The sequence below is a fragment of the Streptomyces sp. BJ20 genome (genome assembly GCF_022869105.1).
Taxonomy (GTDB): Bacteria; Actinomycetota; Actinomycetes; order Streptomycetales; family Streptomycetaceae; genus Streptomyces; species Streptomyces griseoincarnatus.
The window spans coordinates 4,616,227-4,631,259 of record NZ_CP094918.1; the positions used below are offsets into that span (position 1 = coordinate 4,616,227).

Consider the following 15,033-nt stretch of genomic DNA (forward strand, 5'->3'; position numbering starts at 1 on the left):
CCGAACAGGAGGCCTCCGGAAGCCACTAACATGCCGCAACATGAGCACCCCCACTGGGCCCGCGTCCGGCCTGCCCGTACGAATGCCGCGCCCCCGCCAGCCCGGACGGCACCGCCGTCCCGAACCCCTGGTGGCTCCCGAGGACGCGCCCGCGCTCGTCCTCGCCGTGCCGGGTACGCCCAGTAGTGCCACCCGCTCGCTCGCCGACGAGGTCGTGAGCATCGCACGGTCCGAGCTGCCCGGTCTCGACGCCCGGATCGGCCACCTCGACGGGGGCGACGAGGAGTTCCCCTCGCTGACCTCCGTCCTCGCGCACGCGGCCGAGGAGCGCACCGCCCGCTACGAGCAGGCGCGTGCCGCCGGTTCCGACGTCAGGGAGCCCGACGGCCCCGTCGCCGTCGTCGTGCCGCTGCTCGCCGGCCCGGACAGCGCGCTGCTGCGCCAGGTCCGCCAGGCCGTCATGGACAGCCGCGTCGCCGCCGAGCTGACCGACGTCCTCGGCCCGCACCCGCTGCTGGCCGAGGCGCTGCACGTGCGGCTCTCCGAGGCCGGCCTGGCCCGCGCCGACCGCGCCCGTCTGTTCACCGTGGCGACCGCCGCGGACGGCATCATCCTGGCCTCCGTGGGCGGCGACGAGGCGGTGCAGGCGGCCGGTATCACCGGCATGCTGCTCGCCGCGCGTCTCGCCGTGCCGGTGATGGCCGCGGCCCTCGACCAGGAGGGCTCCATCTCGTCGGTGGCCGAGCAGCTGCGCAACGCCGGTTCGCAGCAGCTGGCGCTGGCGCCGTACCTGATCGGCCCGGAGATCGACGCCTCGCTCGTCGAGGAGGCGGCGAAGGAGGCGGACTGCCCGGCGTCCGAGCCGCTCGGTCCCTACCCGGCGATCGGCAAGCTGGCCCTGGCCAAGTACACGACGGCCCTGGGGATCGCTCCCCAGCAGCCCCAGAGCACCCCGGCCCGCTGACGCGGGCGGCTATCTCGCAGGACGCCTGAAGGGCCCGCTCCGATCATCGGAGCGGGCCCTTTGGCGTGGGTGGGCCCATTCGGCCGGGCTTGATGGGGGCTACGCCGTTCCGGCCGGGCTCACCGTCCTGGGCGCGAGCCGCCTGCGGGCGTAACGGCGGGCACCACGGTGGACACCGGCGCGTGGGGCCTGGCTCGCGGCACCGCCGGACCAGTGGCGACCGTGCGCCCCGGCATGGCGTACCGGACCCGGCCGAGAGGCACGGACGGTGGGTGCGGGCGGCGCACCCGACACGCCCACGCCGGGCGCACCACCGCCCGGCCGACCGGTTCCCACCCTTCATGCGGCCGTCCCGGCCGCGATCCCAGCGACCGGTGGCGGGGGGTACAGCCGCCCGAGCAGGGTCACCGGGCCGGTGGCGGGGGGCGGACGTCCGGCCGCGGACGGACGGGGCCGGAAGCTCAGCAGGCGGGCGGCAGCCCGCCCCTCACGCGCCCACCAAAGGCGAGCCTGACGGTGTCCGCAGGGGGGTCGACAGTTCCGCGAGGGTGCGTTCCAGGGTGTGGAGGTGGGCCAGGGCCGGTTCCGTGGTGGAGGGGGCCGTACGCGGTTCGATGTCGCGGCCCGTCGTGAGGGCCTCGACCGCCGCCTCGACGCGCCAGCAGGCCGCGGCCAGGCGGGCATCGTGGGAGGCTTCCGGGTCGGCGGCGACGGCGACCAGGCCGCGGATCTCCCGGGCGCAGTCGTCGAGCAGGGCGAGCACCTGGCGGGCCCGCCGCTTGCGGCCGAGCATCGGGTTCAGCGGATGGACGAGGGGCGCCACGGAGAGGCGTACCCGCGCGAGGAGCTGCTCCAGTTCCCCGACCGTGGGCGCCGGGTCCGCGTCCGGATCGCCGGCCAGCCGTGCCGCCGTCTGCGCCGTGCAGGCGTGCACACAGCGCAGCGCCCGCTGGATCCAGGCGTCCGTGACACTGTGCGTGGACACGGGCAGTACGAAGACCACGGCCAGCGCCGCGCCGAGCGCGCCGACGCCGGTCTCCGCCATCCGCAGGGCCAGCAGGGACGGGGTGAGCACGCCCAGCAGGCCGTACAGCATGGCGGCGAGCACCGTCACCCAGAGCATCATCCAGGTGTAGGAGAGGGCCGCCGTGTAGAAGATGCCGAAGACGGAGACCGCGACGACCAGCACGGTGAGCACCGCGTCACCGTGCGCGGGGACGGCGACGAGCAGGGCGAGACCGGCGCCGATGACCGTGCCCAGCACGCGGCGGAAGCCGCGCACCAGGGTCTCGCCGCGCGAGGTGGTGTTGACGAACGCCCACCACGTCGCGCCGACGGCCCAGTACCAGCGTTCCCCGGACATCAGCTGCCCCACGAGCAGCGCGAACCCCGCGCCGGCCGTCGCCTGGACTGCCTGGCGGGTCGTGATGCGGGCGAGCCCGGTGCCGCCGGGCGGTGCGGGCACGGCCGCCGGGGGCAGCCGCCGCTCGTAGCACCACAGGCCGAAGCGCACCGCGCCCGCGGTCGCGACGGACAGCAGCACGGAGGCGGACAGCTCGGCGAGCTGGCCGGTGCGGGCGTGCAGGAACTGCGCCGCGAAGAAGAGCATGAAGGCGAAGATGCCGAGGGCGTGTCCGCGCGGCCCCCAGCGTCTGGCGTACACGCCGAGCCCGACGACGGCGAGGAAGGCGGCGTCGCGGGCCACGGCATGGTCCTGGAGCGCCGCGGCGGCGGCCAGGACGGGCAGGCCGGCGGCGGGCAGCAGGGCCGTGGTGACGGCCTGCCCTCGGACGGTGGCGTCGGTGACGGTGAACAGGGCGAGGAGCGCGGCGAGTCCGCCGGTGATCGCGCCGGTGAGGGAGTGCCCGGCGAGCCCGCAGGCGACGACGGCCAGCCCGATGCCGAGCACGGCCCGCGTCGCGAACCGCAGCCGGATCCGTCCTGGATCCGGAGCCATGAACACCTTCTTCAGCACCTACCGCCCCCTGGCATCTCGTACGACATGTGTCGTGGCATGAGAAAGGCGCCGCGGGTCCCGCAGCGCCATCGACGCACCCATATCAGCATCTCTGCCACCAGTGGCTCAACCGAGCCTCGCCAGAGTGGTCCATTGGTACAGTCATATCGGCATCCCTCGGGCCATCGCCGTGCCAATGGCCGATTCCGGAGCGACGACCTCGTGGCGGTGGACGAACTCGACACCCGCATCCTGCGGCTGCTGCTGGAACAGCCGCGCACCTCCGTGCGTGAGTACGCGCGGATCCTCGGCGTGGCACGCGGCACGCTTCAGGCGCGCCTCGACCGCATGGAGCGCGAGGGCGTGATCACCGGCATCGGCCCCGCCCTCTCCCCCGCCGCGCTGGGCCACCCGGTGCTGGCCTTCGTGCACGTCGAGGTCACCCAGGGGCATCTCGACGAGGTGGGGGACGCGCTGGCGGCGGTGCCGGAGATCGTGGAGGCGTTCTCCATCACGGGCGGCGGCGACCTGCTGACCCGTGTGGTGGCCCGGGACAACGCCCACCTGGAGGACGTGATCCAGAAGCTGATCGGGATGCCGGGCGTGGTCCGCACCCGTACCGAGGTGGCGCTGCGGGAGCGGGTGCCGCACCGGCTGCTGCCGCTGGTGGAGTCGATCGGCCGGTCGGCGCGCGCCTCCTAGCCCCTGCCATCCTGGACGCATGAGCGCACTCGGCACCCTCTCGGTCGTCTTCGATCTCGACGGAACACTCGTGGACAGCGAGCCGAACTACTACGAGGCGGGGCGCCGCACACTCGTCGAGTACGGCGTCCCGGACTTCTCCTGGGCGGAGCACGAGCGGTACGTCGGGATCAGCACCCGGGAGACGATCGCCGACTGGCGCCGCCGTTACGGCCTGTCCGCGTCGGTGGACGAACTGGTCGCGGTGAAGAACGGCCACTACCTGGAGCTGGCCCGGACGAGGACGACGGTGTTCCCCGAGATGCGCGCCTTCGTGGAGCGGCTGGCGGACGAGGGCGTCCCGATGGCCGTGGCGTCGGGATCCTCGGCCGAGGCGATCGCGGTGATCCTGGCCGGCACCGGCCTGGACGCGCATCTGCGCACCGTCGTGTCGGCCGACGAGGTGGCCCACGGCAAGCCGGCCCCGGACGTGTTCCTGGAGGCGGCGCGGCGGCTGGGCTCGGACCCGGCGGACTGTGTGGTGGTCGAGGACGCGGCGCCGGGCGCGGCCGCCGCGCACGCGGCCGGGATGCGCTGCATCGCCGTCCCCTACGTCGCCGCGCAGGCCGGCGCGCCGGAGTTCGCCACGGCGGGCCTGCTGCTGCGCGGCGGCCAGTCGGAGTTCACGGCGCGGGCGGCCTGGGAGTGGCTGACCGGGACCGAGGCCGGCACGGCCCGCCGGAGCTGACCGCACCGGCTCGGGAGCCGTCCGACGGCGTGCACGGGCCCGCTTCCCGAAGCGGCCGAAAATTTTTTCCCCAACGGTGATTGTTACGCGCTCCGCGTCCGTACTTCCTGGTGTTGGGCCGTTCTTAACCCAGGAGGCACGATGCGCATCTCGCGCAGCACGGCAGGAACCGCGTTCGTGGGCGGGGCCATGATCCTCACCCTCACCGCGCTGGCCTATCCCACCATGCTGGGCGTACAGACCACTTCCACCAAGGCGGACCGGGTGGTCGCCAACACCAACTACGGCCCGCTCACCGAGGCGGACCGCGACTTCGTGGTGAAGGTGCGTGCGGCCGGGCTGTGGGAGCACCCCCTGGGGCTGCTGGCGATGGAGCGGGGTACGACGCCCGAGATGAAGGAGGCGGGCGAGCATCTGGTCGTCGGCCACGGCCGGCTGGACGCCAGCTGCCGCAGAATCTCCCTGGAGCTCGGCATCACGCTGCCGAACCAGGCGTCACCGCAGCAGCAGGGCTTCGTGGAGACCGTCAAGGCCACGAGCGGCAAGGAGTTCGACTCCACGGCGGTGAACATCATGCGGGTGACCCACGGGCAGATCTTCCCGGCCATCGCCAACATCCGGGCGAACACCCGCAACACGCTGATCCGGCAGCTCGCGGACCAGGCCAACGACACCGTGCTCGACCACATCACGGTGCTGGAGAAGACGGGTCTGGTCAATCACGAGCAGGTCAACTTCCAGCAGACCAGCCCGCCGAAGATGCCCCGGGAGCAGGTGACGCCGCCGGCGCCGCAGGCGGGTGCGCCGGTGATCGCCCTGCCGATCCCGAAGGAGCTGGAGGACCTCAACACGGTCTCACCGGCGCCGTCGCCGTCCGGCACGGTGCGCTGACGGGTCCGCCGGCCCGCGGTTCAGGACCTGCGGCGGGGCTTGCCCCGTCGCAGGTTCTTCGCCGTTCCGCCGCCTCCGCCGGTTCCCCGCCTGGCACGGCCCGCGGCCCCGGCGGACGGCTGCCGGCGGCGTCCGCCGTCTCCCTGGGCCGACCGGTCCTTCTTCTGCTTCGCCTGCTTCTCCTGCGCGGGCTGCGGGCGGCGGCCGCGCGTGCTGTTGACGGTGCGGCCGCGCACGATGCCGATGAAGTCCTCGACCAGGTCCGTGGTCGCCGCCTCGGGCCAGGCCAGTCCCACGCTCGAGGCGGGCGCGTCCTCCAGCGGGCGGTGGGTGAGGTCCTTGCGGTGGTGCAGCCGGGCCAGCGACAGGGGCACCACGAGCACGCCGATGCCCGCGGCGACCAGCTCGATCGCGTCGGCGGTGGTGGCCGGGCGTTCCAGCGCGGGCCGGCCGGGCAGGGTCTCCCAGCCCAGCACGTCGTCGAGGGGGTGCAGCACGATGTCGTCCGCGAGGTCCTCGACGGTGACCGAGTCGGCGGCGGTGACCAGGTGGTCCTTGGGGATCACGACGACGGTCTGCTCGGTGTAGAGAGGGATGGCGCTCAGCACCGTCCGGTCGACGGGGAGCCGGACGAGACCCGCGTCGGCCTCGCCGTCCAGCAGCATCCCGTGCGCCGGCTGCGCGGGCGCCTGGGTGAGGGTCAGCGGGACGTCGGGCTGCCGCTCGTTCCAGACGCGCACCCACTTGTCGGGCATCACACCGGGGACGTACACGAGGCGGAACGAGGGGGACACTTCCGGGCCGGTCACCTGGCCAGGTTACCGGCCGTGGTCGGCGGCCGTGCACACGCTCGATACCCTGGACGCCATGACGCAGCACCAGAGCACCCAGACGATGAAGGCCGCGACCGCGGCGAAGAAGCTGGGTGTGTACCTCGAGGCCACCCCCGCCGAGTTCCGGGAGGGCGTGGTCTCGCGCGCGGAACTGAACGCGCTCCAGGCCGACCCCCCGCAGTGGCTGCGGGACCTGCGGCGCGACGGCCCGCACCCCCGCCCGGTGGTCGCGGCCAAGCTGGGCGTCTCGATCTCCGGTCTGGCCCGTGCCGGCGTGACCGAGCCGCTCACCACCGAGCAGATCGAGGCGCTGAAGCAGGAGCGCCCCGAGTGGCTGGAGCGGGAGCGCGCCACCCAGGCCGAGGTCCGCAAGGAGGCGGCCCGGCTGAAGCAGCGTGAACGCGAGAGCGCGGAGACCGCCGAGAACGGCGGCTGAGGCCCCCCTTCGACCGCCCAGACACCCCCGGCCGGGTTCCCGGTCCGGGGGTGATCCGCTTCCGGTGTCCCCGCATGCCGGGAAATCGGGCGCCGTCCACCCCTTCCGGAGAACAGATATATGCACCACCATGTGGCGCTATCGCACGCGCCCGTGGCGGCGCGGCCGACCGCGCCCGGGGTGGGACATGCACGACACCAGATGGAAGCAGGCCGTCGAATGGCTGGCCGCGGCGGCCACGGACCCGCAGGAGTGCAAACGCCAGTGGGACCGCGGCCAGGGGACGGCCCTGCTCGCGGCGGGGCGGTACTGGGACGTGCTGAGCGTGCCCGACCGCCTCGGGCTGCTGGCCCTGGACCTGCTGTGGAGCGATCCGCTGGAGCTGCCCGGGCCGACGCTGGTGGACGTCACGGCACGCCGGGTGGGGTTCTTCCTGCCGCCCGACCCGGACAGCGAGTGGGTGGGCTGCGGGGTGCGACATGTGGGACGCGGGGCGTGGATCGCGGTGCCGCCGCCCTACCGGCCCTCCGGTCGGCTGGAGTGGCTGGTCCCACCGGACGGCACCGGCACGCTGCACGCGGCGGAGCCGCTGGAACGGGCGCTGCGGCGGGCGACGGGCACGCTGGCGGTGCTGGCACCGGTCAGCGCGGAGCCGAGTCCTGACTGCTGACGTTGTCGGGCTCCTGCGCCTGTTCCGGTACGGGCGTCCGGGGCGCCGCCGCCCCGGGCGTCCGGCGGGAGGACGCCCCGTCGGCCACCGGCGTCTCCTCACTGGTCACCTCGGAGGACGTCTCCTCCGCCGGCTTCTGGGAAGGCGCCTGCTCGGACACCTCCTCCGCCGCCCCGTCGGGCGCCCCGTCCGACGCCCCCGCCGCCAGCAAGGGGACAGGGACGCGGAACGGTACGGCAGGTGCCGGGCCGCGGTCGCCCGCGGTCATCACCGCGAAGGACGCCCACACCCCCTCCCGGTGCCCCGGCACGGCGTGCCCCTTCGCCCGCCACTCCGCGACGAGTTCCGCGTAGATCGGCGTGTTCGCCACATGGCCGCCGGTCAGTTGCGCGTACGGCCGGCTCGCGGCGCCGTGCCCGAGAAGGCGCCGCGCCGTCTCAGTGCTGTCCATGCCGGAGCAACGCGCCTCCGTGCGCCGGTGGTACGCCGTGGGCTCCTTCTCCGCCCGCTGGGGTGACATCGTCACCCGGTCGGCCGTACGCGTCGGGGAGGCGGGGTTTGACCCTCGACCTGGTCGAGGCGGCAGGGTCCGAGGTGTGGAGAGCGAGATGCGCAGCATTGGTGAGATGGCCCGTGAGAGCGGGCTGGGCGTCAGCGCCCTGCGGTTCTACGACCGTGCCGGGATTCTGGTCCCCGACCGGGTCGACCCGGTCACGGGCTACCGCTGGTACGCGCCGGAGCAGCTCGGTGAGGCCCGGGTGCTGGCCCGGCTGCGCCGTGCGGGTATGCCGCTGGCGGACGTCCGGCTGGTGCTGGCGGGCTGGACGGCCGCCGACACCGACCTCGTACGCCGGCTTCTGGAGGCGCATCTGCGCCGGCTTCAGGAGGGGCTGTCGGCCGCGCGCGTCGAGTTCTCCGCGCTTCGTGATCTTCTCGACGACAGGGAGAACCCCCTCATGACCTCACCCCGTTCCGCCGCCCGGCTGTCCGTGTCCGGTCCCGGTCTGGCCGCCGCGCTGGACGCGGTCCGCTTCGCCGCCGGGACCGACCCGGATCTGCCGGTGCTGGCCGGCGTCCATCTCGACGCCGAGGGCGACGCGCTGCACGCCGTGGCTACCGACCGCTACCGGATGGCGGTGGCGCGCACCGCGGTCGGCGGGCACGGAGGCGGCCGGGTGCGGGCGACCGTGCCGCTGCCGCTCGTCGACGCGATGCGGGCGCTGCTGGACGGCGAGGACGAGGTGAGCCTCGCCGTGGACGACGGGCGCGTGACCCTGGAGGCCGGTGACCGGCAGACGGGCGGCCGGTGCATGGAGCAGGACTTCCCGGACTACCGGCGCCTGGTACGGCTGCCCGCCGGACGCCGTGCCGAGGTGGACGTGCCCGCGTTCACGGAGGCGGTGCGCACGGGTCCGGTGCGACGGCACGAGGACGGCGGCACGAAGTCCGAGCTGACGGTGCTCGAGGTGTCGGAGGACGGCCGGGTCGCGCCGGTGCCGGAAGGCGCCGACGGCCCGGACCTCGTAGCGGTGAACCGGGCGTTCCTGCTGGACGCGCTGGCCGCGGCGGCCGACGACCGGCTCGTCCTGGAGTTCGGGGCCCCGACGACCCCGCTCGCGATCCGCAGGCCCGGCGACGAGCACACGTTCTCCCTGCTGATGCCGGTGCGGCTGTCCGACTGAGGCGGGGTCCAGGTCCCTTGACGCTCGACGGCCCGGGCGACTCCCTCGCGGGGCCGTCCGGGCCGTACATACGATCGGCGGGGGTCAGCGGTCGCGGCCGCTGTCCTCCATCGGCTCCAGCATCTCCGCGGCGGGCGTGCCGCGCTGGGCCAGCACGGTGTCCGGCGGGGGCGTGCGACGTCCGGCCAGCCGCATCGCGATCGGCTCGGTGTAGCGGGCGGTGAGCGGACCGAGGATCACCAGGACCAGGACGTACGCGGTGGCCAGCGGGCCGAGCTGGGGTTCGATGCCGGCGGTGACGGCGAGTCCGGCGATGACGATGGAGAACTCGCCGCGCGCCACCAGGGTGCCGCCCGCGCGCCAGCGGCCCTTGGCGGAGATGCCGGCCCGGCGGGCCGCCCAGTAGCCGGTGGCGATCTTCGTCAGGGCGGTGACGATCGCCAGGCCCAGCGCCGGAAGGATGACCGGCGGGATGGACTGCGGGTCGGTGTGCAGGCCGAAGAAGACGAAGAACACCGCGGCGAACAGGTCGCGCAGCGGGGCGAGCAGGTTGTGCGCGCCCTCCGCGACCTCGCCGGACAGGGCGATGCCGACGAGGAACGCGCCGACGGCCGCCGAGACCTGGAGCTGCTGGGCGATGCCGGCCACCAGCAGGGTCAGACCGAGCACGACGAGCAGCAGCTTCTCCGGGTCGTCGCTGGAGACGAAGCGGGAGATCACGCGGCCGTAGCGGACGGCGAGGAAGAGCACGAGACCGGCGGCGCCGAGGGCGATGGCGAGGGTGACGCTGCCCGTGGCGAGGCTGACGCCGGCCAGCAGGGCGGTGATGATCGGCAGGTAGACGGCCATCGCCAGGTCCTCGAGCACGAGGATGCTGAGGATGACCGGGGTCTCTCTGTTGCCGAGCCGGCCGAGATCGCCGAGGACCTTGGCGATGACGCCGGAGGAGGAGATCCAGGTGACGCCCGCGAGCACCACGGCGGCGACCGGGCCCCAGCCCATGAGCAGGGCGAGGGCGGCGCCGGGCAGGGCGTTGAGCGTCATGTCGACGAGACCGGCCGGGTACTGCGTCTTGAGGTTGGAGACGAGGTCGCTGGCCGTGTACTCGAGGCCGAGCATGAGGAGCAGCAGGATGACGCCGATCTCGGCGCCGATCGCGACGAACTCCTCACTGGCGCCGAGCGGCAGCAGGCCGCCCTCGCCGAACGCGAGGCCGGCCAGCAGGTAGAGGGGGATGGGGGAGAACTGGAGGCGTCCGGCGAGGCGGCCGAGCAGCCCGAGGCCGAGGATGATCGCGCCGAACTCGATGAGGAAGACCGCGGAAGAGTGCACGCGCTCACTCCCGCCCGAGGATCTCGGCGGCGGCGTCGATGCCCTCGCGGGTGCCGATCATGATCAGCGTGTCCCCGCCCGCGAGCCGGAAGTCCGGGGCGGGTGACGGGATCGCCTCTGCCCGGCGCAGCACGGCCACGATCGACGCTCCCGTGTCGGTGCGCATGCGGGTCTCGCCCAGCAGCCGTCCGTTCCAGTAGGAGACCGAGGACAGTTCGATGCGCTCGGCGACCAGACCCAGGTCGGTGGTGTGCAGCAGGCTGGGGCTGTGGTGAGCCGGCATCAGCGCGTCGATGAGCGCGGCCGACTCGGCGACGCTGAGCCGCAGGGAGCGGGCGCAGGCGTCCGGGTCGTCGGCGCGGTAGACGTTCACCGTCCGGGCGCCGTCGCGGTGGGCGATGACGGAGAGGTGCTCGTGCTCACGCGTGGTGAGGTCGTATTTCACACCGATGCCCGGCAACGGTGTCGCGCTCATCCGTGGAGCAGGCACAGCCCGTCCCCTTCCCGTCTTCTTCTCATGTCGTCCGGCGTGCGGGGCTGAACGGACCGGCGCTCGGCACCGGGTGACAGCCCCCACTGGCGTAATGGTGCCATCCCGCCATTCGGCCGGAACATGGGTGCTGCCACGGATGGACAGCATCGGGGCCTGCCGCAAGGATCTTTGAGGAGTCGTGTCCTCCCAGGTCAGCGGGGCGCACCGGACAAAGCATGGGAATCGGGCGCTTAGCGGACCGCCCGTGTGGGTACTCGGTGGCACCTTCCGGGGACGGGAGTGTGTGGTGGACGACACGGTGATCGTCGGAGTGGACGGCTCCTCCTCCAGCCTCGACGCCGCCGACAGGGCGGCCGAGGAGGCGAGGCTGCGCGGGGCGCGGCTGCGCATCGTGCACGCGTTCGCCCGGGCCTCCGATCTGGATCCGATGATCCACGGGGTGCTGGCCGAGACGGAGCAGCGGCTCCACGAGCGCGTCCCCGGACTGGAGATCATGCGCACCGTGGTGTCCGGCGACGCCCTGACGGTGCTGCGGACCGAGTCGCGGCACGCGGTGCTGACCGTGCTGGGGCGGCGGGGCCGGAGCCGCTTCGGTGATCTGCTGCTGGGCTCCACGAGCATGCAGCTTGCGGCGCACGGGCACGGCCCTCTGATGGTCCTGCGCGGGCGGCCCGACCCGCAGGGCCCCGTCCTGCTGGCCGCGGACGGCTCCCCCGCCGGGAACGCCGCCGCGTCCTTCGCGTTCACGGAGGCGGCCCTGCGCGGGGCGCCGCTGATGGCCATGCACGTGTGGAACACCTGGAGCGAGCCCACGCCGTACGAGGACCCGGGCGACCCGCTGAGCGTGGTGGTGGACCTCGACCAGCTCGAACAGCGGCACCGGCGGCTGCTGGAGGAGGCGATGAGGCCCTGGATGGCCGCGCACCCGGACGTCACCGTCCAGCCGCGCCTCGAACGGGGCCGCGTCCGCCAGACGCTCCTCGAGGCGACGCGCGAGGCGCAGCTGGTGGTGGCCGGCACACGCGGCCACGGCGGGGTCGCCGGGATGCTGCTCGGCTCGGTCAGCCAGGCGCTGCTGCTCCACGCGGAGTGTCCGGTGACGGTGGTGCGGGCGCTGAGCTGAGGACACCGTTCCGGCGCGGCCTCCCCTCAGAGACTCACGACCACCGTGCGCATGCGTCGGCGAGGCGGGGGTCGGTGCGCACCCAGACCTCGCCTTCGGCCGCCTCGGAGGGGGCGTCGGCCCGTGCGAGGCCGAGGAACTCGATCAGCTCGAGCAGCACGGCTCGTTCGGCTCGATCGTCGTCGACACCCTGCGAGTCGAAGAAGACGTAGTACTGGTCACTCGGGTCCACGTAGCCCGAGTCCGCCCAGATCCGCGCGACCTCGTCCAGCGCCGCCGCACGCGTGGTGATCGCGGCGGCGCGCGCGGCACCGCGCGTCTCCGGCGGCTGGTCCAGGTCGGCGAGGTCGGAGAACCACTGTCCGAAGTGGTCGAGGCCGGCGCATCCGTTCTCGAAGAACAGCATCGCGCCCGGGAGATGGCGGTTGGCCCGCTCGACCTGAAGGTACTCGGGCCGGGGCCGGTCCGTGTCCTCGATCCGCGCGATCAGACCTCGCCGGGGCATGAGGACCAGACTCTGCCCGGCCCGTTCGTCGGTGATGGTGTACGTGTCGGCCTCTCGGCCGTGGAAGAACGCGGAGAACGCCACGTAGGCCTCCTGAGGATCGCCCACGGAGACCTGCTGGTCGTTGCCGTCACCGACGGTGAAGACGAACTGCTTCGGTCCGCGGGCGTAGGGGCGAGCCATGTGCGTCCTTCGGTCACGTGTGCAAGTGGCGTCAGCGTAGCGGCATCGCATTCCGCCCCAGGTCAGCCCAGGAAACTCAACCGCACCTGACGGCTGTGGTTGTCCACGTTCGTGTCGACCAGGCAGACCGACTGCCAGGTGCCCAGTTCCAGGCGGCCGTTGATCACGGGGAGCGTCGCGTGGGGCGGGACGAAGGCGGGGAGGACGTGGTCGCGGCCGTGGCCGGGGCTGCCGTGGCGGTGCTGCCAGCGGTCGTCGGCGGGGAGCAGGGTGTGCAGTGCGGACAGCAGGTCGTCGTCGCTGCCGGCGCCGGTCTCGATGACGGCGATGCCGGCGGTGGCGTGCGGCACGAAGACGTTGAGCAGGCCGTCCCGGCCGGCCGCCGCCTCCCGCAGGAAGGCTTCGCAGTCGCCGGTGATGTCGACGACCCGCTCGGTGGAGCCGGTGGTGAGGGTCAGGACTCGGGTGGTGAAGGCGTCGGACATACGCCCATCCTGACGCACGAGGCGCGCTTCCCGTGCCTCACGGCCCTGCGCGTCCGGGAAGATCCACCGCACCCGGGGTGTTGGTGGAAGCGTGAACGATGTGCGCGAGGTCGAGGTGGTCGTCGTCGGCGCCGGGCAGGCCGGGCTGTCGAGCGCCTATCACCTGCGGCGGACCGGTTTCGAGCCGGACCGCGACTTCGTGGTGCTGGACCACTCCCCCGCCCCCGGCGGCGCCTGGCAGTTCCGCTGGCCCTCGCTGACATACGGCAAGGTGCACGGGATGCACGCGCTGCCCGGGATGGAGCTGACGGACGCCGATCCGCTGGCGCCCTCCTCCGAGGTGATCGGCGCGTACTTCGACCGCTACGAGCGGACGTTCGACCTGCGGGTGCGCCGTCCGGTGGACGTGCACGCGGTGCGGGAGGGGCCCGGCGGACGGCTGCTGGTGGAGACCTCGCACGGCACCTGGGCGACGCGCGCGCTGATCAACGCGACCGGCACCTGGGACCGGCCGTTCTGGCCCCGCTACCCCGGCCAGGAGACGTTCCGCGGACGGCAGTTGCACACCGCCCAGTACCCGGGCCCCGAGGCGTTCGCCGGGCTGCGGGTGGTCGTGGTGGGCGGTGGGGCGTCCGGCACGCAGCATCTGCTGGAGATCGCGCCGTACGCGGCGGCCACCACCTGGGTGACCCGCCGGCCGCCCGTCTGGCGGGAGGAGCCTTTCGACGAGAACGCGGGCCGTGAGGCCGTCGCCCTCGTCGAGGAGCGGGTGCGGCAGGGGCTCCCTCCGCGCAGCGTGGTCTCCGTGACGGGGCTGCCGCTCAACGACGCGATCCGGCGGGGGCTGGAGGACGGTGTGCTCGACCGCCTGCCGATGTTCGACCGGATCGGGCCCGAGGGGGTGGTGTGGGACGACGGGCGCCGGGTCGCCGCGGACGTCATCCTGTGGGCCACCGGCTTCCGGCCCGTGATCGACCATCTCGCGCCGCTGCGGCTGCGGGAGCCGGGCGGCGGGATCCGCGTGGAGGGCACCCGGGCGGTCGCCGACCCGCGGATCCACCTGGTCGGCTACGGTCCCTCGGCGAGCACGATCGGCGCCAACCGGGCCGGACGGGCCGCCGTGCGGGACATCAGGCGGCTGCTGGCCGAGGAGCCCGCCGCGGCCTGACCGGCGGTCACGTGGAGGACGGCTGCGCGGACTTCTCCGCCGCCCTCTTCCGTTCGGCCTCCGCCTCCGCCAGGTTGCGCTGGTGCTCCGCGAGGTCCGCGGTGAAGCGCGTTTCCCCCTGCCGGACTGTGACGAAGTACAGCCAGTCGCCCGGGGTGGGGTTGATCGCGGCACGCACGGCGTCCTCGCCGGGGTTGTCGATGGGGGTCGGCGGCAGTCCCATGCGCCGGTAGGAGTTGTACGGGCTGTCGACCTCGGTGTCGGCGGGGGTGGCGCGCGCCTTGCCGCGGTTGAGGGCGTAGTCCACGGTGGAGTCCATCTGCAGCGGCATGCCGCGCTCCAGCCGGTTGAAGATCACGCGGGCCACCTTGCCCATGTCGGCCTTGGAGGGCGCCTCGGCCTGGACGATGCTGGCGACGGTGACCGCCTGGTAGACGTTCATCGCGTTGCGCTGCGCGCCGGCGGCGACGGGGGCGCCGTTGAACTTCTTGTTGGCCGTGTCGACCATGCGGGCCAGCAGCTTCTGCGGGGTGGCGTTGTCCGGGAGCGGATACGTGTCCGGGAAGAGGTAGCCCTCGGGGTTGCCCTCGGCCTCGTTCGGCAGCTCGAGGTCGGCCTTGGCGAGGGACTTCCTGGTGGTGCCCGCTGGCAGGTCGAGGGTCTTGTCGATGGCGGCGTAGACCTGGCCGGCCCGCCATCCCGCGGGGACGACGAGGACCTCGGGACGGGGCTCCTCCTCGTCGGCCATGATCAGCAGCGGCACCGCCACGGCGGTGCCGGCCACGACGGCCCCGAGCGTCGCCAGGGCGAAACGGCCGCGGCGCGTCAGTCGGATCGAGTTCCGTGACGGAGTGTTCGTCTGCATGCGGGCACGGTAACCCG

At 73.4% G+C, this 15,033-nt stretch carries 17 protein-coding genes; 9 read left to right on the forward strand and 8 right to left on the reverse strand.

The genetic code is table 11. The annotated features are described in order from the left end of the window. Window positions 1-40 precede the first annotated feature (40 nt). Complete coding sequence (locus MTR79_RS20740) at window positions 41-964, forward strand: hypothetical protein (protein WP_086703385.1); 924 nt, start codon at window positions 41-43, stop codon at window positions 962-964. Window positions 965-1,451: 487 nt separating this feature from the next. Here MTR79_RS20740 and MTR79_RS20745 read toward each other — a convergent pair whose 3' ends face one another. Then, entirely contained in the window at window positions 1,452-2,939 is a 1,488-nt protein-coding gene (locus MTR79_RS20745) for an FUSC family protein (protein WP_189364044.1), read from the reverse strand. Between the two features lie 204 nt (window positions 2,940-3,143). On the opposite strand from MTR79_RS20745, the gene MTR79_RS20750 reads away from it, so the two are divergent. From MTR79_RS20750 to MTR79_RS20760, 3 genes are all read left to right on the forward strand, one after another. Beyond that, a complete protein-coding gene (locus MTR79_RS20750) occupies window positions 3,144-3,623 on the forward strand; it encodes an Lrp/AsnC family transcriptional regulator (protein WP_048456406.1) in 480 nt (159 codons plus the stop codon). 19 nt (window positions 3,624-3,642) lie between these two features. Continuing rightward, window positions 3,643-4,350: an HAD family phosphatase gene (locus MTR79_RS20755; RefSeq protein ID WP_244791721.1), complete on the forward strand. Its 708-nt coding sequence runs from the start codon at window positions 3,643-3,645 to the stop codon at window positions 4,348-4,350. 141 nt (window positions 4,351-4,491) lie between these two features. Further along, window positions 4,492-5,241, forward strand: a complete 750-nt coding sequence (locus MTR79_RS20760; RefSeq protein ID WP_086703381.1) for a DUF4142 domain-containing protein — start codon at window positions 4,492-4,494, stop codon at window positions 5,239-5,241. A 20-nt stretch (window positions 5,242-5,261) separates the two neighbouring features. On the opposite strand, the gene MTR79_RS20765 is transcribed toward MTR79_RS20760, so the two are convergent. Then, window positions 5,262-6,050 carry a LysR family transcriptional regulator substrate-binding protein gene (locus MTR79_RS20765; protein ID WP_244791723.1) on the reverse strand — a complete coding sequence of 263 codons (789 nt, stop codon included), beginning with the start codon at window positions 6,048-6,050 and terminating at the stop codon, window positions 5,262-5,264. 58 nt (window positions 6,051-6,108) lie between these two features. Here MTR79_RS20765 and MTR79_RS20770 point away from each other — a divergent pair, with 58 nt between their 5' ends. After that, window positions 6,109-6,510: a DUF5997 family protein gene (locus MTR79_RS20770; protein WP_244791725.1), complete on the forward strand. Its 402-nt coding sequence runs from the start codon at window positions 6,109-6,111 to the stop codon at window positions 6,508-6,510. A gap of 187 nt (window positions 6,511-6,697) precedes the next feature. Beyond that, window positions 6,698-7,180 (forward strand): hypothetical protein, encoded by a 483-nt coding sequence (locus MTR79_RS20775; RefSeq protein WP_048456401.1) that lies wholly within the window; start codon window positions 6,698-6,700, stop codon window positions 7,178-7,180. On the opposite strand, the gene MTR79_RS20780 is transcribed toward MTR79_RS20775, so the two are convergent. Next, on the reverse strand, window positions 7,152-7,631 hold the full coding sequence (locus MTR79_RS20780; protein ID WP_244791727.1) for a hypothetical protein: 480 nt from the start codon (window positions 7,629-7,631) through the stop codon (window positions 7,152-7,154). The genes MTR79_RS20775 and MTR79_RS20780 overlap by 29 nt on opposite strands. Before the next feature lie 157 nt (window positions 7,632-7,788). On the opposite strand from MTR79_RS20780, the gene MTR79_RS20785 reads away from it, so the two are divergent. Continuing rightward, window positions 7,789-8,862 carry a MerR family transcriptional regulator gene (locus tag MTR79_RS20785; RefSeq protein ID WP_244791729.1) on the forward strand — a complete coding sequence of 358 codons (1,074 nt, stop codon included), beginning with the start codon at window positions 7,789-7,791 and terminating at the stop codon, window positions 8,860-8,862. Window positions 8,863-8,946: 84 nt separating this feature from the next. Here MTR79_RS20785 and MTR79_RS20790 read toward each other — a convergent pair whose 3' ends face one another. Both MTR79_RS20790 and MTR79_RS20795 read right to left on the reverse strand, forming a co-directional pair. Further along, window positions 8,947-10,194, reverse strand: coding sequence for a cation:proton antiporter (locus tag MTR79_RS20790; protein ID WP_086700628.1), 1,248 nt, complete (start codon window positions 10,192-10,194; stop codon window positions 8,947-8,949). A gap of 4 nt (window positions 10,195-10,198) precedes the next feature. Next, complete coding sequence (locus tag MTR79_RS20795) at window positions 10,199-10,669, reverse strand: cation:proton antiporter regulatory subunit (RefSeq protein ID WP_189364047.1); 471 nt, start codon at window positions 10,667-10,669, stop codon at window positions 10,199-10,201. A gap of 304 nt (window positions 10,670-10,973) precedes the next feature. Between MTR79_RS20795 and MTR79_RS20800 the strand changes: the two genes are divergently transcribed. Then, complete coding sequence (locus tag MTR79_RS20800) at window positions 10,974-11,810, forward strand: universal stress protein (protein WP_244791731.1); 837 nt, start codon at window positions 10,974-10,976, stop codon at window positions 11,808-11,810. Between the two features lie 34 nt (window positions 11,811-11,844). On the opposite strand, the gene MTR79_RS20805 is transcribed toward MTR79_RS20800, so the two are convergent. Both MTR79_RS20805 and MTR79_RS20810 read right to left on the reverse strand, forming a co-directional pair. Next, window positions 11,845-12,498 carry a DUF6357 family protein gene (locus tag MTR79_RS20805; protein ID WP_244791733.1) on the reverse strand — a complete coding sequence of 218 codons (654 nt, stop codon included), beginning with the start codon at window positions 12,496-12,498 and terminating at the stop codon, window positions 11,845-11,847. A 62-nt stretch (window positions 12,499-12,560) separates the two neighbouring features. Beyond that, the gene (locus MTR79_RS20810) at window positions 12,561-12,983 is read right to left on the reverse strand and encodes a secondary thiamine-phosphate synthase enzyme YjbQ (RefSeq protein WP_048456396.1); all 423 of its coding nucleotides are present in this window, start codon (window positions 12,981-12,983) and stop codon (window positions 12,561-12,563) included. A 91-nt stretch (window positions 12,984-13,074) separates the two neighbouring features. On the opposite strand from MTR79_RS20810, the gene MTR79_RS20815 reads away from it, so the two are divergent. Continuing rightward, window positions 13,075-14,151 (forward strand): NAD(P)-binding domain-containing protein, encoded by a 1,077-nt coding sequence (locus tag MTR79_RS20815; RefSeq protein ID WP_189364050.1) that lies wholly within the window; start codon window positions 13,075-13,077, stop codon window positions 14,149-14,151. Between the two features lie 7 nt (window positions 14,152-14,158). Here the strand turns inward: MTR79_RS20815 and mltG are convergent, their stop codons facing one another. Further along, on the reverse strand, window positions 14,159-15,016 hold the full coding sequence (gene mltG, locus MTR79_RS20820; protein ID WP_244791735.1) for an endolytic transglycosylase MltG: 858 nt from the start codon (window positions 15,014-15,016) through the stop codon (window positions 14,159-14,161). Between the last annotated feature and the right edge of the window lie 17 nt (window positions 15,017-15,033).

Coding starts and splice junctions, on each gene's coding strand:
- MTR79_RS20805 (WP_244791733.1), bottom strand. CDS start 12,498: ATGGCTCGCCCCTACGCCCGCGGACCGAAGCAGTTCGTCTTCACCGTC.
- MTR79_RS20775 (WP_048456401.1), top strand. CDS start 6,698: ATGCACGACACCAGATGGAAGCAGGCCGTCGAATGGCTGGCCGCGGCG.
- MTR79_RS20770 (WP_244791725.1), top strand. CDS start 6,109: ATGACGCAGCACCAGAGCACCCAGACGATGAAGGCCGCGACCGCGGCG.
- MTR79_RS20780 (WP_244791727.1), bottom strand. CDS start 7,631: ATGGACAGCACTGAGACGGCGCGGCGCCTTCTCGGGCACGGCGCCGCG.
- MTR79_RS20810 (WP_048456396.1), bottom strand. CDS start 12,983: ATGTCCGACGCCTTCACCACCCGAGTCCTGACCCTCACCACCGGCTCC.
- MTR79_RS20760 (WP_086703381.1), top strand. CDS start 4,492: ATGCGCATCTCGCGCAGCACGGCAGGAACCGCGTTCGTGGGCGGGGCC.
- MTR79_RS20755 (WP_244791721.1), top strand. CDS start 3,643: ATGAGCGCACTCGGCACCCTCTCGGTCGTCTTCGATCTCGACGGAACA.
- MTR79_RS20795 (WP_189364047.1), bottom strand. CDS start 10,669: ATGAGCGCGACACCGTTGCCGGGCATCGGTGTGAAATACGACCTCACC.
- mltG (WP_244791735.1), bottom strand. CDS start 15,016: ATGCAGACGAACACTCCGTCACGGAACTCGATCCGACTGACGCGCCGC.
- MTR79_RS20740 (WP_086703385.1), top strand. CDS start 41: ATGAGCACCCCCACTGGGCCCGCGTCCGGCCTGCCCGTACGAATGCCG.
- MTR79_RS20785 (WP_244791729.1), top strand. CDS start 7,789: ATGCGCAGCATTGGTGAGATGGCCCGTGAGAGCGGGCTGGGCGTCAGC.